Here is a 22,701-nt window from a genome sequence, read left to right as displayed (position 1 = left end):
CGCCCCGACTGCCGGTATTATGCGAGAAATGTGCCGGTTAATAAAGCTATTCGGCTCAATGGGTTGGCGAATTTCGTCTGCTTCTTGTTACCGCTTTCTGTTACTAATCGTGACAAGTCTGTGTGGTTCCGTAACATTGGCGTAAAACCTTCTCAAGCTTTGTTTCAGTGACTGCCCTTCTTGTTCCTGGGGATGCCGAAACGCTGTCGACGCTCCCATAACGCTTTGCGGCTGATACCCAGGCGTTTTGCCAGTTCGGTTTCAGTCATCTGTTCCTGATTCTCCAGGACAAATTGCCGAAAATACTCTTCCAGCGACAAATCGCCGCTACTCGGGGGGGCTGAGTTCGACTGGCTGGAGGTGGCGTGCGCGCTCTCGATGGCCAGCAAGTCCGGCGTGATGACCTCTTCCTCGCACAGAATTACCGCCCGTTCCAGGGCATTTTCCAGCTCCCGCACGTTGCCTGGCCAACCGTAGGTGGTGATCGTGTCCATGGCGGCCTGATTCAGGGTCATGGGCGGCCGGTTTAGCTGTTTGCGGGTCTTCTCCAGCAGGAAGACCGCCAGTTCCACCACATCATGGCCGCGCTCCCGTAGCGGCGGCAAATTGAGTTCCACCACCCGCAGACGGAAATAGAGATCACTGCGGAATTCACCTTCCTGGACACGCTGCTTCAGGTCTCGATGGGTGGCGGCAATTAGCCGGACGTCCACCAGCCGGGATTGTTCGGAGCCGACCCGGCGGATCTCGCCGTTCTGCAATACCCGCAATAGGCGGGCCTGGGCGGCGAGGGGCAGTTCACCGATCTCATCCAGAAACAGGGTGCCTCCTTCAGCGGCCTCGATCAGTCCGGTACGGGAGGTGTCGGCCCCGGTGAAAGCCCCTTTTTCGTGTCCGAACAGCTCCGATTCGATCAATGTTTCGGGAATGGCAGCGCAATTGACGGTGACGATCGGGGCATCCTTGCGCAGACTCTGTTCGTGCAGGGCGCGAGCCACCAACTCCTTACCGGTACCGGATTCGCCGAGGATCAGCACGGTGGTATCCGTCGGAGCGACCTTGGTGACCCGGCGGCATACCTCCTGCATGGCCGGGCACTTACCGACCATGCCGTCCACCGGGTAGGATTTATCCAGATCCGATTTCAGCACTTCGGTTTTGCGCCCCAGCTTCTCCTGTTTCAAGGTACGTTCGATCAGCATCACCAGTTCGTCGTGGTCGAACGGTTTGGCGATGTAGTCGATAGCGCCTTGTTTCATGGAATCCACCGCTGAGCGCACGCTGGCATAGCTGGTCATGATCAGCACCGGCACGCCGGGGGCGCGATTGATCACTTCGGTACCGGGTACGCCGGGTAGCCGCACATCGGTAAGAATCAGATTGAAACTCTTTAAATCAAATTTTTGTTCCGCCTCTTCAACCGATTCGGCTGTTTTAACTTTGTAACCGCGGCGGGTCAGCAGTCGATCCACTGCCGAGCGAATGACCGACTCATCTTCAATAACCAGTATCTGACTCATGATGCTTTGGGTCCGTGTGTTTGGGCAGTTGGATAATGACCCGGGTGCCGATACCCGGTGCCGAGTCGATCTCAATGCTGCCATTGTGTTCGTCGATGATTTTTCCCACCATGGGCAGTCCCAGGCCGGTTCCCTTTCCGGCATCCTTGGTGGTAAAGAAGGGCTCGAAGATCTCTTCCCGGACCTCTTCAGGTATGCCTTCACCCTGGTCCATCACTTCGATCTGTATCTGGTCGTTAGATGCAAACGCGAAAATCTCCACCCGGTCACCCGGTTTGGAGGCGTCACAGGCGTTGGTCAATAGGTTCACCATGACTTGGGCCAGTCGTTGGCGATCGCCTTTTATGCTCAGCTCGGTCGGGCAACTGTTGCTGAAGTCTACGTGTTTGCCGGCACGTGTCAGCCCTACCAGCTGAATCGCCTCCTCCATGATCTCATTCAGGTTGCAGGTCTCGAAGTTGAGGCCGATGCGCCCGCTACGGCTGTAACTCATGAGGGAGTGCACGATACTGCTGATCCTTTTGGTCTGTTGCAGGATCGCCTCGATGCTCTCTTCGGTGGTCTGTTCGTCTCGCTCTTCGAGCAGGTTCTGAGCCAGTGATGCGATGCCGGAGACCGGGTTGCCGATTTCGTGGGCCACGCCGGCCGCCAGCTTACCGATGGAGGCGAGACGGTCGCTGTGGGCCAGTTCCGCCTCCAGGGTCTCCAGATCGGTGAGGTCTTCCAGCAACAGCACCAGACCGCTGCGCGGTCCGGTTTGGTAGCGTGGCAGGTCGGGATCAAGAATGGCCGCTTTGTGCAGGTTGAACCAGTGTGGGCGGTTGTTGATCGGCACTTCCATGTGATGAATATGTTCATCCTGGGCCAGCGCGAAACCGGCCAGCAATTCACCCCAAGGTTGGGTTAAGGTGGAGAGCTTGCGGCCGGTAGCTTCGTTACTGGGTACGCCGCTCATTACCTCCAGGGCCAGGTTCCAGGTGACCACCGTATGGTCCGGATCCACCGCACACACGCCGAGGGGCAGGTCCAGCAGGATCTGTCGATGATAGCGGCGCAGCGCATCCAGGTCGGCGGTCAACCCCTTCAGTTTGCTGCGGGACTGCTCCATGCGCTCTTCCATATGACGGATCGAATCGGCCAGGGCGGTCTTGGCATCGGCATCGATCTTGAGCTGCTGGTTGATGATCATGTGTGCCATGGCCGGGCCCAGCAGGCCCGACAGGTTGCGCTCAATGCGTTGCCTGAGCCGCTTCAACTCACGCGGGCGGGTCTCGGTGCGTTCCAGCTGCAGATCGTCCAGTGCCTGGTTGACCTCCATCTCGGCTGCCTCCTGCCCCAACATCACGGCCAGCCCCTCGGCAAACTGGGTAGGGGAGGCCGCGGTCAGAGTGCCGGACAATGGGGCCATAATCGCCACTTCGCTACGGCAGGCAAAGGCGGTCTCTTCCTCTTCCGGTGATTGGCGGGTCATCAGTGAGATGATGGCGAACAGCAAGCCGTTGCAGGCTAGGGACCAGAAAGTGGAGAACTGCCAGGGATCCAGTCCGGAGGTGTCCTGCATGGCCGGCAGGTCGATACCGGTGGTGAGAAAGCCTGATTTCTCCAGCAGCGGCAGCAACAGGGTGATGATCCATATGGTGATTCCCCCGAGCAGGCCGACGATAAACCCTTCGCGGGTAGCTCGACGCCAGTAAAGCAGTCCGATGATGCCGGGGAAAAACTGGGCCACCGCCACAAACGAGATCAGTCCCAACTGCACCAGCCCCTGATTGTGTTCCAGCACCTCGTAGAAGATGTAGCCGGCAAAGATGATCAAGCCAATCAGCAGGCGCCGGCCCCACAGCAGCCAGCGATACAGGTCTACCTTGGGATCCGGGTAACTGGCTGGCAGCAACAGGTGGTTCAGGCACATGGAGGAGAGTGCCAGAGTGGAGACGATGACCATGGCGCTGGCAGCCGAAACGCCGCCGATAAAGGCTACGATCGGCAACCAGGCTGGACCTTTGCTGAGGGTAATGCCGAGCACATAATAGTCGGCGTCCATGTTCAACTGCAGATACTCACCGGCCCACAGGATGGGTGGTATGGAGAGATTCAGCAACAGTAGAAACAGCGGGAATGCCCAACTCGCGGTTGCCAGGGAGCGGATCGACAGGTTTTCCGTGAAAGTCATATGGAACTGTCTTGGCAACAGGAACGCGGCGCAGAAGGAGAGGAACAGCAGGGTGGTCCAGGGGCCTTCCCGCACCGGTTCATAGAGTTTTTGCAGCGCCTCGGGATGTTCGGCCAGATACTGGTTAATCGATTCGGGGCCGGAGAAGACGCCGAAGATGGCGAAAAATCCCACCATCAGCATGGCGATGATCTTGACCAGGGACTCGAAAGCGATGGCGGCCACCAAGCCCCGGTGCTTTTCACGGGGTGAGATGTGACGGGCACCGAACAGGATGGAGAACAGCGTCAGCATGCCGCAGAAACCGAGAGCCAGCAGTTGCGGGATTTCGTCGTGCGTCAGCACCTGGATGGAGCTGGTGACGGCACGGATCTGCAGGGCGATATAGGGCAGCGAGCCGAGCAGCATGAACAGAGTCACCAGTACCCCGCCCCACTGACTGCGGTAGCGGAACGCGAGCAGGTCGGCCAGCGAGGTGAGCTGGTATTCCCGGGTCAGCCGCAGCAACGGTTGCAGCAATACCGGACTCAGGATGAATGCGATGGTCACCCCGAGGTAGACGGTCAGAAACTGGTAGCCCTCGCTCTCGGCGAAGCCGACACTGCCGTAGTAGGTCCAGGAGGTGGCGTAAACCCCCAGTGAAAGGACGTAGACCGGGGCGTTATCGGTCCATCGATCGGGTACCAGTCCGCTGTCGGTGACGTAGGCGACGAAGAAGAGCAGCAGTAGATAGAACAGGCTGGCCCCGAACAGGATCTCCAGGTCATAAGTCATGGTGTGGATAGCGCCAGCGTAACCAAGCCCCCAGCAGAATAACGCATAGCCACAGGGCATAGGGCATGAGCCAATGAGCCCGGTCGTCCGCCCACCAAGCGGTTAGGGGCGAGGCGAAGAGAAATAGGGCGAAAAGCGCCAGTAACAGCGCACTCTCTCTTAACCGAATCGGGTCGGGATGGCTTTGCATGCGGCAAGAGTACCAGTTGTTACCAATAGTAACAACTTGGCTGGTTGGCGCGTGCTGCCGGTCTCCCGAGTCCTCGGCAATATCGCCGGATGAGTCAATTCCAACATGGGACTTGGTACAACTGAATACAGGTCGTATGATCGGGTAGGGCTTTGCTTCCGTGCCTTGAGGTTTGATAACCAAGGTCTGGATAATCGGAGAGAAAAAGAGGGTGATCGATGAATCCTGAAAAGGTGGTTTTTGGCTTTTTTATTGTGTTGGCGCTGACGCTGAATTTCGGCTTTTTTGTAGGTGAGATCGACAACCCTGATCACCACCACGTTTATGAGCTGTTTGCCGTGGTGGTGGTCAATTTGATCGCTACCCTGCTCAAGTTCGGAGACCGAACCCAGATGGGGGCGGTGTTGCTGGCCACCAGCCTGGTGGCGGTACTGCAACTGCTGGCGGCGGCGCTGATCTGGGCAGTGGCCGAGCATGCCTCAGGTATCGGCCTGACGCCGGCCATGATGGCGAGTATCGTCTCCCTGTCGGGCGGGGCCATGCTGGCCAATGTGATTTCCGTGATACTACTGGTAATCGAGACAGTGATGCTGCGGCGTTAATCCCGGCTGGCGACTATGCATAGCATCTTTTTCCTCATCTTTCGCCGTATGCGTCAGCCACTGCTGACGTTGGTGATGACCTATGCCATTGCCGTACTGGGCCTGACGCTGATTCCCGGACAGGATGCTGTCGGTAATCCTTGGCGGATGGATTTTTTTCATGCCTTTTATTTCGTCAGCTTTATGGCTACCACCATCGGTTTTGGCGAAATCCCTTATCCCTTCACCGATGCGCAACGTCTCTGGGTCACCTTTTCCCTCTACGCCACGGTGGTGGTCTGGATCTATGCTCTCGGTACGCTGCTCTCCCTGGTGCAGGACAAAGCCTTTCAGCAGGCGCTGACGGAGCGTGCATTTGCCCGCCGGATACGCCGCATACGGGAGGATTTTTACCTGATTTGCGGTTACGGGGAGACCGGCGGCGCACTGGCTTACGCCTTGACCGAACGGGACCGGTCAGTGGTTGTGATCGATATCGACCCCGACCGGATCAGCATGCTGCAGTTGGAGAATCTGCGCCGCTTTATACCGGCCCTGCATGGCGATGCGGCGCGCCCCCGTTATCTGTTGGAGGCCGGTCTGAAGCATGCGCGCTGTAAGGGGGTGGTGGCGCTGACCAATGACAATGAGGTAAATCTCAAGGTCGCGATCACCAGTAAGTTGCTGCATCCTGAGATCAAGGTAATTTGTCGGTCCGATTCCCATGATGTGGAAGAGAACATGGCTTCGTTCGGCACCGACTACATCATCAATCCGTTTGATACCTTCGCCAAACATTTGGCCACCGCCCTGCAGGCGCCGGGGATATATCTGTTACACCACTGGCTGACCGGTGGCCGGGGCGTTGACTGGGAGGTGCCGGTCAACCCTCCTGCCAAAGGACGGTGGATTGTTTGCGGATATGGTCGTTTCGGACGGGCAGTCTGTCATCGTCTGAAGAGCGAAGGGATCGAACCGATGGTGATCGAATCGATGCCGGGGATGACCGGCATGCCGGAATCGGGCTTCGTACTGGGGCGCGGGACCGAGGCGAAGACTTTGCATGAAGCGGGCATCGATCAGGCAGTCGGTTTGGTTGCCGGTACCGATAACGATGCCAACAACCTTTCGATCATCATGACCGCGCGGGAGCTCAGGCCGGAGCTGTTTGTGATTCTGCGGCAAAATCATAAGGAGAATCAGTCGATTGTCGATGCGGTAAACGCCGATATGGTGATGCATCCGAGTGCTATCATCGCCAATCGTATCCGGGTATTACTCGGTACCCCCTTGTTGTATCAGTTCACCAGTCTGGCGCTGCACCAAGACGATGCTTGGGCGCAGAGTCTGGTTAAGCGCATCGGTCAGTTGGTCGGTTACCATCCCCCTGCTATCTGGGAGGTGTTGCTGGATAGCGAAGGTTCCCTGGCGGTCTGTGAGGCGCTTGATAGCGGTCGGAAAGTCATCCTCAGCCATTTGTTGGCAGATCCGGTCACGCGAGAGAATACACTTCCCGTCATCTGCTTGCTGTTGAAACGCGGAGGGACAAGTCTGATGCTGCCTGAAGGTAGTGAAGGGGTCAGATTAGGTGATCGGTTGCTGTTTTGCGGGCGCCGCCAGGCACGCGACCGCATGGAGTGGTGTCTGCAGAATACCCATGCGCTGAATTATATTCTGACCGGAGAGGTAACCTCGGGCGGTTGGATTTGGCGAAAACTGGGACTGAAAAGCCGTGTAACGCTAACGGGTCAGCAGGTGGCAAGTAAGGATAATGGTGGTTGATGGGGGGCCGAGCTGAAATTATTTCAGTGAGGTGCAATGGCCCAAGATCGGTTAGGATGAAGGTCTAGCCTGGCCCCGGATGAACCGGCTGAAAAGCGTTAGCATGCTCTGAAGAGCGGTTCGTCTACGCGGAGCTGACACGAATTTTATGGGATAGCAAAAAATATGCTTATACCCAAATCACTGGATTCTTAGCTTGTTATATGGAGGCATCCCATGCATTATCTATTGGAAAAACTACATAAAGATCATAGGAATCTGGAGAAAATTCTCGATCTGTTGACGGCTCAGCTGGATCACTTTCTGGCAGGACGTGAGTCCGACTTCGATCTTAAGATTGAACTGCTGGAGTACATGGAGGCCTACGCCGATCAGGCGCACCACCCGCTGGAGAATGCCATGTTTACGGTGGCGAAGCCTCTGGCTGGTGAAAAGGCTGATCTAATGGATCGCCTGATGCAGCAGCATCAGGAACTGGCGCATTTGACCCGTACCTTTCGCAACTCCCTGGAGAATATCTATCAGGGCGGGGTGATGCCGCGGGAAGAGCTGGAGGTGCAGGGCAGGGAGTTTATCGCGCTGCAGCGCCTACATCTGGCGCTGGAAGAGCAGGAGGCGTTTCCACTGCTGGAGCAAGTACTGCAGGAGAAGGATTGGGATCAGATTGTTGAACAGTCCCCCAATCATGCGGACCCGGTGTTCGATAAGCCGGATAAAATCCGTTTTCAGACTCTGTTTGAGTATCTGAGTAAGGTCGAATAGAGGTGTGGCCTTGCACGACACAGGTGGATGTCGTGTAAGGCCAGTCAGGATGACGGCGTGTATTAATAAAGAAATCACCGTAGGATTCAGGAGTAGAAACCGATTGATTCAGTGCCGGCTGGGCATGTATAGATCATTGTTAACAGCGACGTTCCTTGGGAGGAAGAGAGTATGGCTCATATCGTTGTATTGGGGGCAGGTACAGGGGGTATGCCCTGCGCCTATGAATTGAAAGAGGCACTGGGCAAAGAGCATCAGGTCACGGTAATTAATGAGCGGGAGGAGTTCCAGTTTACCCCTTCCAATCCCTGGGTGGCGGTGGGTTGGCGCGACCGCGCCAGCGTGACCTTTGACATTCGTCCTCACCTGGAACGTAAAAACATCGGCTTTATCGCCAAACGCTGCAGCAAGATTGATGCGGTAAACAATACTCTTGAGATGGAAGATGGCGAGGTAGTCAGCTATGACTACCTGGTGATCGCCACCGGCCCCAAGCTGTTCTTTGAAGAGGTGGAAGGCGCCGGGCCGGCTATCGGAAACACCCAGTCCATCTGTACGGTGGATCATGCACTGACCGCCTATGATGCTTACCAGAAGCTGTTGGATGATCCCGGACATGTCATCATCGGTGCCATGCCGTTTGCCAGCTGTTTCGGGCCAGCTTATGAGTTTTCATTCATCATGGATGCCGATCTGCGTAAGCGCAAGATTCGCGACAAGGTACCCATGACCTACGTAACCTCCGAGCCCTATATCGGTCACCTCGGATTGGGTGGTGTAGGCGATTCCAAGGGGTTCCTGGAGTCTGATCTTCGCGCGCACCACATCAACTGGATTACCAACGCCAAGGTCACCAAGGTTGAAGAAGGCAAGATGCACGTCGAGCAGTATGATGACGGTGGCCATCTGGTGAAGACCCATGAACTGGAGTTTAAATACTCCATGATGCTGCCGTCGTTCAAGGGTGTGGATGCGGTCGCCAACGTGGAGGGGCTCTGTAACCCCCGCGGTTTCGTTTTTGTCGATAGCCATCAGCGTAATCCGACTTATCCGAATATCTACTCGGCGGGCGTCTGTATCGCCATTCCGCCGGTTGAGGCGACAGCCGTACCGACCGGAGCCCCCAAGACCGGTTATATGATTGAGTCCATGGTTACGGCGATCGTGCATAACATCGCCGATGAATTGGCGGGACGTGAGTTGTCGACCAATGCTACCTGGAACGCCATCTGCCTGGCCGATATGGGTGATACCGGTGCCGCCTTTGTGGCTCTGCCGCAGATCCCGCCGCGCAACGTAGCCTGGTTCAAGAAGGGCAAATGGGTGCACATGGCCAAGATCGCCTTCGAGAAGTATTTCATCCGCAAGATGAAGAAGGGCACATCCGAGCCGATCTACGAGAAGTACATCCTGAAGATGTTGGGTATCGGCAAGTTGAAATAACGGTCACCAACCGAAACAGAAAGCCCGGCGATTAGCCGGGCTTTTTTTGTGCCGCGAAGTGATCACCTGGTCGGGAAATTGGTGAATCAGTGCTGGAACTGCTCCAGCAACTGTTTCAACTCATGTGCCTGATGACTCAGGTTGGTGCTGGAGTTGGCGACCAGCTGTGCACCTTGGGAGGTGCTGTGGGAGGCGTCATCGATACGTCCCATGTGCTCTTTTACCGTGACGATCAGGGTGTTCTGGGATGTGGCGGCCGTGGACAAGCTGTTGCTGATCTGGTTGACCGAGGAGATAGTACCGGCGATCTCTGCCAGCAGTTCCGCCGCCCGCTCGAAATGCTCTTCTGTCTGCATGGCGCGGTTACGGGCGTTCTCCATCACGTTCACGGCCGAACGTGAACCTGTCTGCAGTTGGCCGATGATTTTTTCAATCTCTTCGGTGGATTCCTGGGTGCGGGTTGCCAGGGTGCGTACCTCATCGGCCACCACGGCAAATCCGCGCCCCTGTTCGCCGGCACGGGCGGCTTCGATGGCGGCATTCAGTGCCAACAGGTTGGTCTGCTCGGCGATGTTGCGGATGACATCCATGACGATACCGATACTGGCACTTTTCTCATCCAGTTGTCCGATCACTTCACCCGCTTTGTTCATATCCGTGATTAACGCCGAGATGGAGCCGATCGCCTCGGTGGCAATCAGGGTACCCTCTTTGGCGTGCTGGTCGGCCTGTTCGGTGGAGTTGGCCGCTTCAATGGCCATATCCGAAACTTGGTGAATGGTGCCGCTGATCTCGTCAATCGCCTGGACCGACTGATGGGTCTCTTCCTTCTGTTGGGCCGCCTGCTCCCGGGCCTGATTGGCGATTTCAGCAAGCTGGTGGATATTCTCATCCAAGGCGTTGGTGGAGTGGCCGATGCGGCCGATCATGTTGCGCAGGTTGGTGGACATCAGGTTGAAGCTGTTGATGATTTCGCCGATCAGATCATGGCTCACCATGGTGCATTGGTGGCTGATATCGTTGTTGCTGATCGCTTGGGCGACTTCGGAAATCCGTTTCAGGCGCCGCAGCAATACTTGCTTGCAAACCCAGTAATTAGCTATGCCGATGGTCAGGCCGGCAATCAGGCAACCGATGTTGAACCAGAGCTGCATGCCGGGCTTCCATTCCACAAAAAACTGCGCATAGAGGGGAAAGAGCAGTCCCATTGCCAAGCCAAAGCCCAAATAGGCCATGAGAAGTGTGCGCAGAATACTTGGCTTCATAGACAATTACCTGATTGTTATTGGGTAACTGAATAGCGGCAATACCTCCTTGATCTTTATGGTCATTAATATAAGTATTTCTTATTGATGTGATAAGTGTAGGTGGCTGTTGCGGTTCGGACGACCAACAGATTGCACCGGGCCGGTTTGGTTAGGGGTGCCGCCAGAGATGTTTGGTCACCAGACCGGTGAGGGCATCGATATGCGTCGGTCTGTCATTCAGTGCCGGTATGTAACGGTAAGTTTGTCCACCAGCAGCGAGATAGTATTCCCGGTTTTCTTCCCCGATCTCCTCCAGTGTTTCCAGGCAGTCGGCCGGAAAGCCGGGGCAGATAACATGGACCCGTTTCACGCCCTTGGCACCCCACTGTTTCAGGGTTTCATCGGTATAAGGTTTTAGCCACGCCTGCCGGCCGACCCGTGACTGGAAGGTGATTGCCCACTGTTCCGGTTTAAGTGCCAGGGCGGCCGCCAATCGCTCAGCTGTAAGCCGGCACTCATCCGCATAGGGGTCGCCTTGATCGGCATAGGTTTGGGGAATGCCGTGAAACGAGAGCAACAGGCGGTCGCACTCACCTTCGGTCTGGGTAAATTGCTGTACGCTCTCTGCCAGAGCATGGATATAGCCCGGATCATCCGGATAGCGGTTGATAAAGCGTAGCTCGGGTAACCAGCGCCAGCGCCTTAAGATACGGCTGATTTCGTCGAAGGTGGAGGCGGTGGTGGTGGCCGAATACTGCGGGTAGAGCGGCAGCACCAGGATACGTTGTGCATTGGCTTGGCGCAGGGTTTCCAGCCCATCCTCAATTGAGGGAGAGCCATAGCGCATGGCCAGCACGACCTTGGCTGGGCTCTCCAGCCTTTCATCAAGACGCTGCTGCAGCGCGTCGGCGATCGCCCTGGAGATGACCAGGAGGGGAGATCCTTGATCTGTCCAGACTTTGCGATAGGCTTCGGCGGAGCGTTTTGGTCGGATACGCAGAATGACGCCGTTCAGTATCAGCCACCAGATCAAACGGGGAATCTCCACGACCCGGGGGTCGCTGAGAAACGCTTTCAGGTAACGCCTGACATCGGTGACCGAGGGGGAGTCAGGTGTTCCCAGGTTGGTGATCAGGATACCGGTGCAGGGAGGGGTTCGGTTATCGGGAGCGGGTCCGTGAAATCGCATGTGCTGCTTCGGGTGGCTGACATAAGTTCGGCCTATGATCCCCTATTCTACCGGTGAGGCGCAATGCCCGACCCGGTGATAAGGGCGGCGTGCCGCCGCTCGGTGTATGATGACGGCACCGCCCGGGACTTCCGTTGTCTGGGGGGCGAATTTAACCGGCGTGAGACATAGGTGGATGAGTGGCTATGGTGGAAGCAGCGGACAGCGCGATCATTGAGCGTTTTGCCGATGCGTTGTGGATGGAGCGTGGGCTCAGCCGCAATACCCTGTCTGCCTACCAGTCCGACCTGGTCAAGCTGGCGGAGTGGCTGATCCGTCAGCGTCATACCAACCTGTTGCAGGCGAGCCAGGATGACCTGCTGGCGTATTTGGCGGCACGGGCGGTGGCGGGCAAAAAGGCGCGCTCCTCGGCGCGTATGCTCTCCTGTCTCCGCCAGTTCTATCAACACGCGTTGCGAGAGGGGTGGGTTCGGTTGGACCCTTCGGCGCAGATCGATTCCCCGAAACTGGGACGTCCCTTGCCCAAGTCGCTGACCGAACAAGAGGTGGAAGCGCTGTTGGAGGCGCCGGAGATTGACGATGCCGAAGGGATGCGGGACCGTGCCATGCTGGAGTTGCTCTACGCCACCGGCCTGCGCGTTTCCGAATTGGTCGGTCTACAGTTCTCCCAACTTAGCCTGAATCAGGGGTTGGTCAAGGTGATGGGCAAGGGGGGCAAGGAGCGGCTGGTTCCCCTGGGCGACGAGGCGGTGGAGTGGCTAACCCGTTTCATCCGTTCGGCTCGCCATGAACTTTTACATGAGCGGCCCAGTGACGACGTGTTCCCCACTCGACGCGGGGCGGCCATGACCCGGCAGGCGTTTTGGTACCGGATCAAGAAACACGCTGTCACGGCGGGTATCAACAAACACCTTTCACCCCACACCCTGCGCCACGCCTTTGCCACCCACCTGTTGAATCATGGCGCCGACCTGCGGGTGGTGCAAATGCTGTTGGGACACAGTGATCTCTCCACTACCCAGATCTATACCCATGTAGCCCGTGAACGCCTGAAGAGTATGCATCAGCAGCATCACCCCCGTGCCTGAAGGAAGGTCCATGGGGGATCATCTGTTGGGCCGCGCTTGACGGCGGGCAATATGGTAGCCTTATCCGACCCGAAACCGAGTATAGAGGAGTGAAACCCGTGCCATCATTTGACATCGTCTCCGAAGTGGATATCCAGGAGGTTCGCAATGCCGTCGATCAGGCCAAGCGCGAAGTGTCTACTCGCTTTGATTTCAAGGGAACCAAGTGTAGTTTCGAATTGAAGGATGCCGAGGTCACATTGAAAGGTGAGCAGGAGTTTCAGCTTCAGCAGATGATGGATATCCTGCGGCAGAAAATGGTCAAGAGGAAGGTCGATATCGCCTGCATGGATATCAAGGATCCGGAGACCACGCTGAATGCGGCTACCCAGAAGGTGTTGATTAAACAGGGCATCGAAACCGACACGGCCCGCAAGATGGTGAAGAAGATCAAGGGGAGCAAACTCAAGGTGCAGGCGCAGATACAGGGCGATCAGGTGCGCGTGACGGGCAAGAATCGTGATGATCTACAACAGGTTATTGCGCTGTTCAAGCAGGAAGACTTCGACCTGCCCCTAAAATATATCAATTTCCGGGACTGAGTCGAGGGGATGCGGATGCAGCGGTGTCGATGGCTGATCCTGGTCTTGCTGTTATCGGTTATGAGCGGCGTGGCTGCTTCCGTGAGCGAAGCGGAACAGATCGACCAAGTGCGAAAAAGCCTGGCCCTGCTACTGCCGGAAGTGCTTCCGGAAAGCATCCGGCACACGCCGATACCCAACCTGTTCGAGGTGGTGGTGGGGACGCGCCTGGTCTACGTGACCGGCGATGGCCGTTATCTGATCGAGGGTGAAATTATCGATCTGGAGCAGCAAAAAAACCTCACCAATCCCCGTCTCAACGCGGTGACTGTGGCGGCTATTGATGCGATTGGTGAACAGAATATGCTGATCTTCGAACCGAAGGAACAGGCCAAACACACCATCACTGTATTTACCGATATCGACAGTGCCTACAGCCGAAAACTGCATCAGGAGATCGAGCAGTACGCCCGTCGTGGCATCCGCGTCCGTTACCTGTTTTTTCCGCGGGCCGGGCTGGAGAGTCATTCGTTTAACAAGGCGGTAGCGGTATGGTGTGCCCCCGATAGGCGGGCGGCACTGGAACGGGCGATGGCCGGCGAGCCGATCGATTCCCCTTCCTGCCCGAATCCGGTACAGCAGCACTGGCAGTTGGCGGGGCGCATGGGCGTCTCCGGTGCGCCGGTACTGGTACTGGATAACGGGGATATGTTGCCGGGTTATGTCTCGGCGGAACGGCTCTCTGAAGTCCTGGACAAAATGCAGCGCTTGCAACAGCCGTGATACCGTTTGCCTGGCTGATCCGGACGACCTGGAATCGTTCGGATGGCCAGCTTGCAGAAATGTGCAGTCGTTTACAGATTATTCCGCGCTGGTAGCTGAAGATTCAAGTCTGATAGAAAAGCTGCCGATACCACGGTCATGGAAAGACAGTGCCACACTGCGAGGGTGATCTGAACCGACCGGGTCAGGATCAGTAAACAAATATGAAAGTAATGCCCATCAGCGCTGTCACCTGCACCGATACCGGTCGGGTCCGCGAGATCAATGAGGACAGTGTGGCGGCGCTTGAGGCATACGGACTGGTTATTTTAGCCGATGGGATGGGAGGCTATAATGCAGGTGAAGTGGCCAGTGAACTGGCGGTAGAAACCATTACCGCCAATTTGTTGCCGCTCTATACTGACGATGAGATGGTGCCGGCGGCAGAGTTGATCGGTCCGGCGGTCGAAGCGGCCAATGAGATGATCCTCGACACGATGCAGGCCGAGCCGGCCTACCAGGGTATGGCTACCACCGTGGTCATGGCGCTGTTTTGCGATAATCGGGTGCACTTTGGGCATGTGGGTGACTCACGGCTATACCGTTTTCGTCGTGGAGAACTGGAGCAGTTGACGCGCGACCACTCCATGGTACAGGCACTGGTGGATGAAGGGATGTTCGACACGATACAGGAGGCGCTGGATGCCGGCGTCAAGGGCAATATCCTAATTCGTGGGCTGGGTATCCATGATGCGGTGGAAGTGGACGTGGGCGTCTCCAGGGTCGAAGCGGGTGATCTGTATCTACTCTGTTCGGACGGCCTCAGCAATATGGTCGCTGATCCGGAAATGCGAGATATATTGAGACAAGCGGACGGACGTCTGCAAGAGGCCGCCGATCGGTTGTTGCAAATGGCACTGGACAATGGCGGTCTGGATAATGTGTCACTGGCACTGGTAAACCCACAACCTTAATGTGAATGCGGCCAGAGAAACTGGGTCGGGAGTAACGATGGAAAAGCTGGTTATTAAGAAAGATGATGTGCTGGTTGATGAGATGCCGATTGATAAACAGGTATTCACAATCGGTCGGGACACGGAGTCCGATCTGCAGCTGAACGATCCTTCGGTGAGTCGACATCACGCTACGATAAAGCGAATCTATACCGATCTCTATATCGAGGACCTGGGTAGCACCAACGGCACCCAGCTGAACGGGCGGACCATCACCAAGCATGTACTCAAAGCGGGCGACCAGTTGGTCATCGGCAGCTTCCTGCTGGATATGGTGGCCGAGGCGCCCGAGGAAGAAGAGGCTGACTTGGACAAGACGGTGGTGATTCAACCGGAGGCAGTGGCGGCCGCCCGTGCCAGCCAGGCCAAGCCGGTAAGAAAACTGTTGCCCAAGAGTGCCACCCTACGTTTCTTCCGCGGCCCGAACAAAGGCAACCTGGAAAAGATCGACCGCTCCCTCTATACGATTGGGAAACCGGGGGAAAATGTGGCGGTAATCGCCCGCCGCCCCCAGGGTTTCTATCTGCTGCATATTGGCGGTTCCAGTTTCCCCCGCATCAATGACAAGGAGATCGACTCCAAAGGTGGCGTGCAGCTGCAAGAGGGCGATGTGGTCGAGGTGGGAGAGTTCATGGCGGAGATCTCCTTCGCCACCAAATAGCGGTGGCTGTTCGTTCCACCTTACGTCGCCTTGTCTGCCCGGCGGTTCACCCCGCCAGGGCCGCTCACCGCTGTTGAGCGTATCCTGTTCCCATCTCCTATCCTGGTATACAGGTCGATCAGACGGCATCTCCCACTACCTTCCCAAATGGCAACAGCCGACGTTCCTGTGCAATAGCAAGAATCGGGTGGCCTCACCGGGTCGTCGTATCTATAGTTGCCTTAACCTGAATCCTTCGCGAATTATCCGGGGTAACCGTTAATCACGGCCAGTTCCGGCCCCATTTTTTGTCGGCTCATTTTCCCCGATAGGAGTCTTGATATGGATAGTGCCAGTTTTGTACGTCTCTTCAGCTTGGCGGCGATCTGGGGTGGCTCGTTTCTGTTTATGCGCATCGGCGCACCGGTGTTGGGAGCCGCCTGGCTGGTGGAGTGGCGAGTCGGGTTGGCCGCGCTGTTTCTGGCGCTGGTGGGTTGGCATCTGCGTAAGCGTCTGCAAGCTGCGGCCCATTGGCGGCATTATCTGGTACTGGGGCTCTTCAATTCGGCGTTGCCATTTTTGCTGTTCAGCTACGCCGCCCAGACGCTTTCCGCGTCGCTGTTGTCGATACTGAATGCCACGGCGCCAATCTGGGGCGCGGTAATTGTGGCGCTGTGGACCCGCTCCCCGCTCGCTGCCAAGACGCTGACCGGTCTGCTGTTGGGGATTGTCGGGGTTGCCCTGTTGGTGGGGTTCGACAGCGTGGCCTGGCGTCCCGGTGCGCCGCTGGCGATCTGCGCGGCACTGGGGGCGGCCTTCTGTTACGGCATTGCCTCCACCTATGCCCGCACGGCCCGGACGGTCGATGCCTTTAGTAACGCCCACGGCAGCATGTGGGCCGCCACGTTGTTGCTGTTGCCGGTGGTGCCGTTTTTCCCCATGTCCGGCACACCGGATGGATCGGTGATCGCCTCGGTCGTGGCCTTGGGGATTCTCTGTAGCGGTATCGCTTACCTGCTCTATTTCCGCCTGATCCAGGATTTGGGTGCGCCATCGGCCCTGACGGTCACTTTCCTGATCCCCATGTTCGGGGTGTTCTGGGGACACCTGTTTCTGGATGAGGTGGTCGGCTGGTACACCTTGGCCGGATCGCTGGTGGTGATTGTCGGCACGGCCCTGGTGACCGGCTTCTCACCGCGCCAGCTATTTCTTTCGAAGGTCGGTCAACATGCCTGAATCCCCTGACAGTGAAGGGTCGCTTCAGTATTCGCGCGTCGCCCGGGCGATTCGTTATCTGCAGTCGCATGCCCGGCGGCAACCGTCGCTGGCCGAGGTGGCCGCCGAGGTGGGATTGAGCGAGTACCATTTCCAGCGTCTGTTCAGCCGCTGGGCCGGTGTCTCGCCAAAACGGTTTCTGCAATACCTGACCAAGGAACGGGCCCGGCAAGTCTTGCAGGAGTCCCAATCGCTGCTGGATGCCAGCCTGGAGGCGGGACTCTCGGGTCCGGGGCGCTTGCACGACCTGATGATCAGTTGCGAGGCGATGACTCCCGGACAGATCAAGGCTCGGGGAGCGGGACTTGAGATCGGTTACGGTTGGAGTGAGAGCCCGTTCGGCATGGCGCTGATCGGTTGGACGCCGCATGGGATTTGCCACTTGGCTTTTCACGATGAGCCGGAGAGCCGTTTCGAGGAAGAACTGGCCGGGTTCTGGCCCGAGGCCCGCCTGCGACAGGATGCCACGCAGGCAGGCCGATTGGCGGCGCAGATCTTTCCGCGCCAACCGCGGCCGGGCACGTTGCATCTGGTGCTGCGGGGTACCAACTTCCAGATCAAGGTGTGGGAAGCGTTGCTGCGGGTCGCCGCCGGGGAGTTGGTCTCCTATTCACGATTGGCGGCCCTGGCGGGTTCACCCGGCGCGGCGCGGGCAGTCGGGTCGGCCCTGGCCGGCAACCGGATCGGTTATCTGATTCCCTGTCACCGGGTGATTCGTGAAACCGGTGAACCGGGGCAGTACCGCTGGGGCAGTGAGCGCAAGTTGATCATGCAGGGGTGGGAGGCGGCCCATCGGGACGCGCTTCACTCACTCAGCGATTTCAGCCGATAGAGCGCGTCCAGTGCTTCACGGGGGGTCAGCTCGTCCGGGTTTAGTTGTTCCAGCGCTTCCAGTACCGGGGATATCAATTCCGGTTCGGCGGCGAACAGGGAGAGCTGGCTGGCGTGCTGGTCGGTGTGGCGCTGGGCCGATAGCTCCAGTTCCCGTAACCGCTGGGCGGCCCGTTTGATGATGGGGCGCGGAACGCCGGCCAGGGCCGCTACCTGCAGACCGTAACTCTGATTGGCAGGACCTTCGCGCACCGCGTGCAGGAAGACGATCGACTCTCCGTGCTCGACCGCATCCAGGTGCACATTGGCAATGCCAGGGTACTCTTCCGGCAGGGTGGTGAGTTCGAAATAGTGGGTGGCGAACAGGGTGAAGGCGCGAATGCGGGTGGCCAGTTCCACGGCGCAGGCCCAGGCCAGCGACAGGCCGTCGAAGGTGCTGGTCCCGCGGCCGATCTCATCCATCAGCACCAGACTGTTTTCCGTGGCGTTGTGCAGGATGTTGGCGGTCTCTTCCATCTCCACCATGAAGGTGGAGCGGCCGCCAGCCAAGTCGTCCGAGGCGCCGATACGGGAAAAGATCCGGTCCACCGGACCGATGTGTGCTTCGTCCGCCGGGACAAAACTGCCGGCATAGGCGAGTAACACGATCAAAGCCGTCTGACGCATGTAGGTGGATTTACCGCCCATATTGGGGCCGGTGATGATGAGGATACGCCGCAGGTCACTGAACTCGACACTGTTGGCCACGAACGGCGCGTCACTGACCCGTTCCACGACCGGATGCCGGCCATTTTCAATCTGGATGCCGGGGTTGTCATCGAGTACGGGCGGATTGAGTCGCAGGTTTTCGGCCCGCTCGGCGAAGTTGCCGATCACATCCAGTGCGGCCAGTGCGGCGGCACACTGCTGCAGTGGGGCGATGACGGCCTGCAGGGTCTCCAGCAGCGCTTCGTAGAGCATCTTTTCCCGGGACAGGGAGCGTTCCCGCGCCGATAGCACTTGATCCTCGAACTTTTTCAGTTCCGGGGTGATGAAGCGTTCGCTGCCCTTCAGGGTTTGGCGACGCACATAGTCATCCGGTACTTCATCCGATTTACTGCGGCTGATCTCAATGTAGTAGCCGTGCACCCGGTTATAGCTCACCTTCAGGTTGGCGATACCGGTGCGCGCCTTCTCCCGGCCCTCCAGGTCCAACAGAAACTGATCGGCGTTCTGCGACAGGTTGCGCAGTTCATCCAGTTCCGCATCATAGCCTTCGGCCAATACCCCGCCATCCCGGATCAACATGGGCGGTTGTTCGATAATGGCGCGCTGCAGCAGGTCGACGGTGTCGGGATGGGTACCGCACTCCTGCGCCAGCCGCTGCAGCAGCGGGGTCTCCAGGGTGGCCAGCCGGGATTGCAGTGACGGCAACTGATGGAGCGAGTCGCGCAGGGTCGCCAGATCCCGCGGTCGGGCGCTCTTCAATGCCACCCGGGCGAGGATGCGTTCGATATCGCCAATGCCCTTGAGGCACTCCTGCAGGGCGGGAAACGCCTGCTGTTTCAGCAGCAGGCCGATGGCGTCGTGGCGTTCCCGGACCTGGGTCATATCCCGTAGCGGACGGTTAATCCAGCGCCGCAACAGACGGCTGCCCATGGCTGTGCTGGTCCGGTCCAGTATTCCCGCCAACGTATGCTGGGTCTGGCCGCTGAGGCTGTTGTCCAGCTCCAGGTTACGCCGGGTGGCGGCATCGATAATGATGGCCTCTTCGCGGCGCTCCACCGAGAGTCCGCGGAGATGGGGTAAGGCACTCTGCTGGGTATCCTTGACATACTGCAGCAGGCAGCCGGCGGCGCCGATCGCCAGCGGCAGGTCGGCGCAGCCAAATCCCCCCAGGTCACGGGTGCCGAACTGGCGGGTTAATAGCTGCTCGGCGCTGTCACGATCGAAGTGCCAGGCGGGGCGACGGGTGGTGCCGCCCGGGGCGGTGATTCCTTCCGGCAGGGCATAATCCTCCATCAGCAGCAGTTCAGCCGGGTGCAACCTTTCCAGTTCACCAGCCAGCGCTTCGCTACCGTCCAACTGCTGCACCACGAAGCGCCCGCTACTGAGGTCAAGGGTGGCGAGACCGAAACGGTCGATTTGCTGTATCAGCGCGGCCAGCAAGTTATCGCGGCGCTCCTCCAGCAGGGCATCGTCGGTGACGGTGCCGGGGGTGACGATGCGCTGTACTTTGCGTTCGACCGGCCCCTTGCTGGTGGCCGGGTCGCCCACCTGTTCGCAGATCGCTACCGATTCCCCCTGTTTGACCAGTTTGGCCAGGTAACCTTCGGCGGCATGGTAAGGGATGCCGGCCATGGGAATCGGCTGCCCGGCCGACTGTCCACGCTTGGTCAGGGTGATGTTGAGTAACCGTGCGGCCCGCTCGGCGTCGCCATAGAACAGTTCGTAGAAATCCCCCATACGGTAGAACACCAGCATATCCGGATAATCGGCCTTGATGCGCAGGTACTGCTGCATCATTGGTGTGTGGGCGGGGCTGGCTGTATTGCTCATCGGTCTCGGTTGGGTGTGGGTTGGAATGGATTACTCGAAGTTGTAGTGCTTCTCGACGGGTTTGAGGATCTTCCAGGTACAGGAGAGGCCGGCCGGAAAGGTAACCAGGTCGCCGCGCCCGAAGGTCTGTGGTTCACCGCCATCCGGCGTTACTTCAACCTGACCGCGCAGAAAATAACACACCTCGGTACGGTCGTACTGCCAGGGAAATTCGGAGATCTCTTTTTCCCAGATGGGCCACTCAAATACACCGAGGATTTCCAGTTTGGCGGGCGACGCCTTGTGCTCACAAAGGATTTGCATGGACAGCTTCCGGGTTGATGCTTCAGGGTCGCACAGTGTAGCCGAAATCGTCTGTATGGTCAGGCCCGATCTGCGAGGAAGTGCCGTTCGACTTGCGCCGGCCAAGGCGAAACAAGATACTCTGCGCTATGAATACGGAGTTGGAACAATCTGCCCAGGCATTGGCGCAGCGCCTGTTGGCCGCCCACTCAACGCTGGCTACCGCCGAGTCCTGTACCGGCGGTTGGATCGCCAAGGTGCTGACCGATATCGCCGGCAGCAGCCTGTGGTTCGACCGGGGCTTCGTGACCTACAGCAATCAGGCCAAGCAGGAGATGCTGGGGGTCAGCGGTGAGACGCTGGCGATCCATGGTGCGGTCAGTGAAGCGGTGGTGCGGGAGATGGCGGCCGGTGTGCTAGCCAAGAGCCCGGCCGATCTGGCGCTGTCGGTCAGTGGCATTGCCGGGCCCGGCGGGGGTACGCCGGAGAAGCCGGTGGGCACGGTTTGGTTCGCCTGGCAGGTTCGCGGCGGCGAGCTGGTTAGCGACTGTCACCTGTTTGACGGTGACCGGGAGGCGGTGCGGCGGCAGGCGGTCGTGGTGGCCCTGCAGGGTGTGTTGGCGCTTTTGTAGCAGGTGCCCCTGTCCGAATCGTATTCGCGTGGGCACAAACAACGTGCCTACCCTTACCAAGTGGACAGGGGGGCTTGAATCAGTCGTTCGTATGTCCCGCCAACCGCTTCAAGCGTCGCACGCCAAAGAATACCGCTGTCAGTACCAGCGGGATGGCAATGCCGGTCCCCAACTCCACATTGATACCGATTCCCGCTGATTTGAGCCCCTTTAGGCCATAGCCCACCAGGCCCAGCAGGTAGTAGCTGAGCACCACCACCGACAGACCCTCCACCGTCTCCTGCATACGCAGTTGCAGGTAGGCGCGACGATCCATGGAGCGCAGCAGGTCTTTGCTCTGTCCCTCCATGCTGACATCGACCCGGGTGCGCAGCAGGTTGGAGGCGCGGGCCACCCGGGTCGCCAGTCCCTGAATGCGCTGTTCCACCGAGCGGCAGGTGTGCATGGCCGGCGCCAGGCGGCGCTGCATGAATTCGTGCAGCATCTGTACTCCCTGAATCCGCTCCTCACGCAGTTCTGCCAGGCGTTGCAGGATGATGTCGTAATAGGCGCTGGAAGCGCTGAAGCGGTAACTGGTGCTGGCGGCAATCTGTTCTACCTGTGCCGCCAGACCGGTGAGCTGCTCCAGGGCGCGGTGTTCATCTTCCAGATTGTCAATATCGACGATTTCGCTGGTCAGGTCGTTCAGTGCCTGGTCGAGTTGACCGAGTTGCTGGCCGTATTGCTGGGCCAACGGAAAGGCGAGCAGGGCCAGCAGGCGGTACTGTTCCACCTCGTAAAGACGCTGCAGCAAGCGACCGGCCTGGCGGCTGCGCAGGTGATTGTCCTGGATTAGAAAGCGGCTAAAACCGTCGGCGTGGATATGAAAATCGGTCCACACTTCGGCCGCCCCGCCGGCTACCACTGAACCGGTTACAGTATTGCTGGCGAACAGGGTTGCCAACTCTTCGATCTCCTGTTTCGGGTACTCTTTGGGGGCCAGCGCCAGATGCACCGCCGTCAGCAGTTGTCCCGGCAGCTGTTCCAGCCAGTCCGGCGGTACCCGGCTGATGGCGGTCTCCTGGAACGGCTGGTCGAACGGGGCTGTGTGGAAGAAGGTGTAGCTGGAGAATTCGCTGTGGCGCTCCCATTTCAAGCGAAACAGCCCCATATCGGCACTATGGTGGCGGGCATTCGGTGCCGGAGGGGCCACCTGGAACCGTTCGCACAGGGCGGCGATCATTTCACGCTCTTGCGCCAGCAGGCTCTCGTCTGAGAGAACCGCCAGATGGCTTGCCTGGACCGGCGCGGTCAGCTGCTCATAGGGACGGGCGTGAACTTCGCCGGCCAGCTGACTGCGGAGTGGGTAGTGGGCGATGCCGGCGGTCTCTCCTGATAACATGCGCGATTTCCTGTTTGAATCATGAAGCCTGAATGATA

General features: G+C 58.3%; 19 protein-coding genes. 12 read left to right on the top strand and 7 right to left on the bottom strand.

Annotated features, from left to right (window positions below; genetic code table 11):
• Positions 1-164 precede the first annotated feature (164 nt).
• Positions 165-1,520, bottom strand: coding sequence for a sigma-54-dependent transcriptional regulator (locus ACQY5R_RS01780; protein ID WP_428603773.1), 1,356 nt, complete (start codon positions 1,518-1,520; stop codon positions 165-167).
• Positions 1,498-4,467, bottom strand: coding sequence for an ATP-binding protein (locus tag ACQY5R_RS01775; protein WP_428603771.1), 2,970 nt, complete (start codon positions 4,465-4,467; stop codon positions 1,498-1,500). Before ACQY5R_RS01775 ends, ACQY5R_RS01780 begins: the two co-directional genes overlap by 23 nt.
• A gap of 408 nt (positions 4,468-4,875) precedes the next feature.
• Between ACQY5R_RS01775 and ACQY5R_RS01770 the strand changes: the two genes are divergently transcribed.
• The 4 genes from ACQY5R_RS01770 to ACQY5R_RS01755 all read left to right on the top strand — a co-directional run bounded on the left by ACQY5R_RS01770 (position 4,876) and on the right by ACQY5R_RS01755 (position 9,225).
• Positions 4,876-5,259 carry a DUF6394 family protein gene (locus ACQY5R_RS01770; protein WP_428603769.1) on the top strand — a complete coding sequence of 128 codons (384 nt, stop codon included), beginning with the start codon at positions 4,876-4,878 and terminating at the stop codon, positions 5,257-5,259.
• A 15-nt stretch (positions 5,260-5,274) separates the two neighbouring features.
• Positions 5,275-7,020: a potassium channel family protein gene (locus ACQY5R_RS01765; RefSeq protein WP_428603767.1), complete on the top strand. Its 1,746-nt coding sequence runs from the start codon at positions 5,275-5,277 to the stop codon at positions 7,018-7,020.
• 216 nt (positions 7,021-7,236) lie between these two features.
• On the top strand, positions 7,237-7,782 hold the full coding sequence (locus ACQY5R_RS01760) for a hemerythrin domain-containing protein (protein ID WP_428603765.1): 546 nt from the start codon (positions 7,237-7,239) through the stop codon (positions 7,780-7,782).
• 171 nt (positions 7,783-7,953) lie between these two features.
• Positions 7,954-9,225, top strand: a complete 1,272-nt coding sequence (locus ACQY5R_RS01755; RefSeq protein WP_428603763.1) for an NAD(P)/FAD-dependent oxidoreductase — start codon at positions 7,954-7,956, stop codon at positions 9,223-9,225.
• 86 nt (positions 9,226-9,311) lie between these two features.
• Here the strand turns inward: ACQY5R_RS01755 and ACQY5R_RS01750 are convergent, their stop codons facing one another.
• A complete protein-coding gene (locus ACQY5R_RS01750) occupies positions 9,312-10,490 on the bottom strand; it encodes a methyl-accepting chemotaxis protein (RefSeq protein WP_428603761.1) in 1,179 nt (392 codons plus the stop codon).
• Positions 10,491-10,641: 151 nt separating this feature from the next.
• Complete coding sequence (hemH, locus tag ACQY5R_RS01745) at positions 10,642-11,661, bottom strand: ferrochelatase (RefSeq protein ID WP_428603759.1); 1,020 nt, start codon at positions 11,659-11,661, stop codon at positions 10,642-10,644.
• A 185-nt stretch (positions 11,662-11,846) separates the two neighbouring features.
• Between hemH and xerD the strand changes: the two genes are divergently transcribed.
• The 7 genes from xerD to ACQY5R_RS01710 all read left to right on the top strand — a co-directional run bounded on the left by xerD (position 11,847) and on the right by ACQY5R_RS01710 (position 17,831).
• Positions 11,847-12,749 carry a site-specific tyrosine recombinase XerD gene (xerD, locus tag ACQY5R_RS01740; protein ID WP_428603757.1) on the top strand — a complete coding sequence of 301 codons (903 nt, stop codon included), beginning with the start codon at positions 11,847-11,849 and terminating at the stop codon, positions 12,747-12,749.
• Between the two features lie 98 nt (positions 12,750-12,847).
• Positions 12,848-13,330, top strand: coding sequence for a YajQ family cyclic di-GMP-binding protein (locus ACQY5R_RS01735; protein WP_428603755.1), 483 nt, complete (start codon positions 12,848-12,850; stop codon positions 13,328-13,330).
• A 15-nt stretch (positions 13,331-13,345) separates the two neighbouring features.
• Positions 13,346-14,092 carry a DsbC family protein gene (locus ACQY5R_RS01730; protein ID WP_428603753.1) on the top strand — a complete coding sequence of 249 codons (747 nt, stop codon included), beginning with the start codon at positions 13,346-13,348 and terminating at the stop codon, positions 14,090-14,092.
• 203 nt (positions 14,093-14,295) lie between these two features.
• On the top strand, positions 14,296-15,045 hold the full coding sequence (locus tag ACQY5R_RS01725; RefSeq protein ID WP_428603751.1) for a Stp1/IreP family PP2C-type Ser/Thr phosphatase: 750 nt from the start codon (positions 14,296-14,298) through the stop codon (positions 15,043-15,045).
• 37 nt (positions 15,046-15,082) lie between these two features.
• Positions 15,083-15,745, top strand: a complete 663-nt coding sequence (locus ACQY5R_RS01720) for an FHA domain-containing protein (protein WP_428603749.1) — start codon at positions 15,083-15,085, stop codon at positions 15,743-15,745.
• A gap of 321 nt (positions 15,746-16,066) precedes the next feature.
• Complete coding sequence (locus tag ACQY5R_RS01715; protein ID WP_428603747.1) at positions 16,067-16,960, top strand: DMT family transporter; 894 nt, start codon at positions 16,067-16,069, stop codon at positions 16,958-16,960.
• Positions 16,953-17,831 carry a methylated-DNA--[protein]-cysteine S-methyltransferase gene (locus tag ACQY5R_RS01710; RefSeq protein WP_428603745.1) on the top strand — a complete coding sequence of 293 codons (879 nt, stop codon included), beginning with the start codon at positions 16,953-16,955 and terminating at the stop codon, positions 17,829-17,831. Before ACQY5R_RS01715 ends, ACQY5R_RS01710 begins: the two co-directional genes overlap by 8 nt.
• On the opposite strand, the gene mutS is transcribed toward ACQY5R_RS01710, so the two are convergent.
• The gene (gene mutS / locus ACQY5R_RS01705; RefSeq protein WP_428603743.1) at positions 17,804-20,368 is read right to left on the bottom strand and encodes a DNA mismatch repair protein MutS; all 2,565 of its coding nucleotides are present in this window, start codon (positions 20,366-20,368) and stop codon (positions 17,804-17,806) included. The two genes, ACQY5R_RS01710 and mutS, sit on opposite strands and share 28 nt — an antisense overlap.
• Positions 20,369-20,398: 30 nt before the next feature.
• On the bottom strand, positions 20,399-20,671 hold the full coding sequence (locus ACQY5R_RS01700) for a cupin domain-containing protein (protein ID WP_428603741.1): 273 nt from the start codon (positions 20,669-20,671) through the stop codon (positions 20,399-20,401).
• A 128-nt stretch (positions 20,672-20,799) separates the two neighbouring features.
• Between ACQY5R_RS01700 and pncC the strand changes: the two genes are divergently transcribed.
• A complete protein-coding gene (pncC, locus tag ACQY5R_RS01695) occupies positions 20,800-21,282 on the top strand; it encodes a nicotinamide-nucleotide amidase (protein WP_428603739.1) in 483 nt (160 codons plus the stop codon).
• Positions 21,283-21,361: 79 nt separating this feature from the next.
• Here pncC and ACQY5R_RS01690 read toward each other — a convergent pair whose 3' ends face one another.
• Positions 21,362-22,663: a DUF3422 family protein gene (locus ACQY5R_RS01690; RefSeq protein ID WP_428603737.1), complete on the bottom strand. Its 1,302-nt coding sequence runs from the start codon at positions 22,661-22,663 to the stop codon at positions 21,362-21,364.
• Positions 22,664-22,701 lie beyond the last annotated feature (38 nt).

Source organism: Sedimenticola sp., from assembly GCF_050289425.1.
Lineage (GTDB): Bacteria > Pseudomonadota > Gammaproteobacteria > Chromatiales > Chromatiaceae > Sedimenticola.
This window is presented reverse-complemented; position numbering and strand designations above follow the sequence as displayed.

Bases quoted from the DNA above. Each gene is read 5' to 3' on its own strand.
- ACQY5R_RS01710 (WP_428603745.1), top strand. From the start codon at position 16,953: ATGCCTGAATCCCCTGACAGTGAAGGGTCGCTTCAGTATTCGCGCGTC.
- ACQY5R_RS01730 (WP_428603753.1), top strand. From the start codon at position 13,346: ATGCAGCGGTGTCGATGGCTGATCCTGGTCTTGCTGTTATCGGTTATG.
- ACQY5R_RS01750 (WP_428603761.1), bottom strand. From the start codon at position 10,490: ATGAAGCCAAGTATTCTGCGCACACTTCTCATGGCCTATTTGGGCTTT.
- ACQY5R_RS01780 (WP_428603773.1), bottom strand. From the start codon at position 1,520: ATGAGTCAGATACTGGTTATTGAAGATGAGTCGGTCATTCGCTCGGCA.
- ACQY5R_RS01700 (WP_428603741.1), bottom strand. From the start codon at position 20,671: ATGCAAATCCTTTGTGAGCACAAGGCGTCGCCCGCCAAACTGGAAATC.
- ACQY5R_RS01775 (WP_428603771.1), bottom strand. From the start codon at position 4,467: ATGACTTATGACCTGGAGATCCTGTTCGGGGCCAGCCTGTTCTATCTA.
- ACQY5R_RS01720 (WP_428603749.1), top strand. From the start codon at position 15,083: ATGGAAAAGCTGGTTATTAAGAAAGATGATGTGCTGGTTGATGAGATG.
- ACQY5R_RS01715 (WP_428603747.1), top strand. From the start codon at position 16,067: ATGGATAGTGCCAGTTTTGTACGTCTCTTCAGCTTGGCGGCGATCTGG.
- ACQY5R_RS01755 (WP_428603763.1), top strand. From the start codon at position 7,954: ATGGCTCATATCGTTGTATTGGGGGCAGGTACAGGGGGTATGCCCTGC.
- ACQY5R_RS01690 (WP_428603737.1), bottom strand. From the start codon at position 22,663: ATGTTATCAGGAGAGACCGCCGGCATCGCCCACTACCCACTCCGCAGT.
- mutS (WP_428603743.1), bottom strand. From the start codon at position 20,368: ATGAGCAATACAGCCAGCCCCGCCCACACACCAATGATGCAGCAGTAC.
- xerD (WP_428603757.1), top strand. From the start codon at position 11,847: ATGGTGGAAGCAGCGGACAGCGCGATCATTGAGCGTTTTGCCGATGCG.
- ACQY5R_RS01760 (WP_428603765.1), top strand. From the start codon at position 7,237: ATGCATTATCTATTGGAAAAACTACATAAAGATCATAGGAATCTGGAG.
- hemH (WP_428603759.1), bottom strand. From the start codon at position 11,661: ATGCGATTTCACGGACCCGCTCCCGATAACCGAACCCCTCCCTGCACC.
- ACQY5R_RS01725 (WP_428603751.1), top strand. From the start codon at position 14,296: ATGAAAGTAATGCCCATCAGCGCTGTCACCTGCACCGATACCGGTCGG.
- pncC (WP_428603739.1), top strand. From the start codon at position 20,800: ATGAATACGGAGTTGGAACAATCTGCCCAGGCATTGGCGCAGCGCCTG.
- ACQY5R_RS01770 (WP_428603769.1), top strand. From the start codon at position 4,876: ATGAATCCTGAAAAGGTGGTTTTTGGCTTTTTTATTGTGTTGGCGCTG.
- ACQY5R_RS01765 (WP_428603767.1), top strand. From the start codon at position 5,275: ATGCATAGCATCTTTTTCCTCATCTTTCGCCGTATGCGTCAGCCACTG.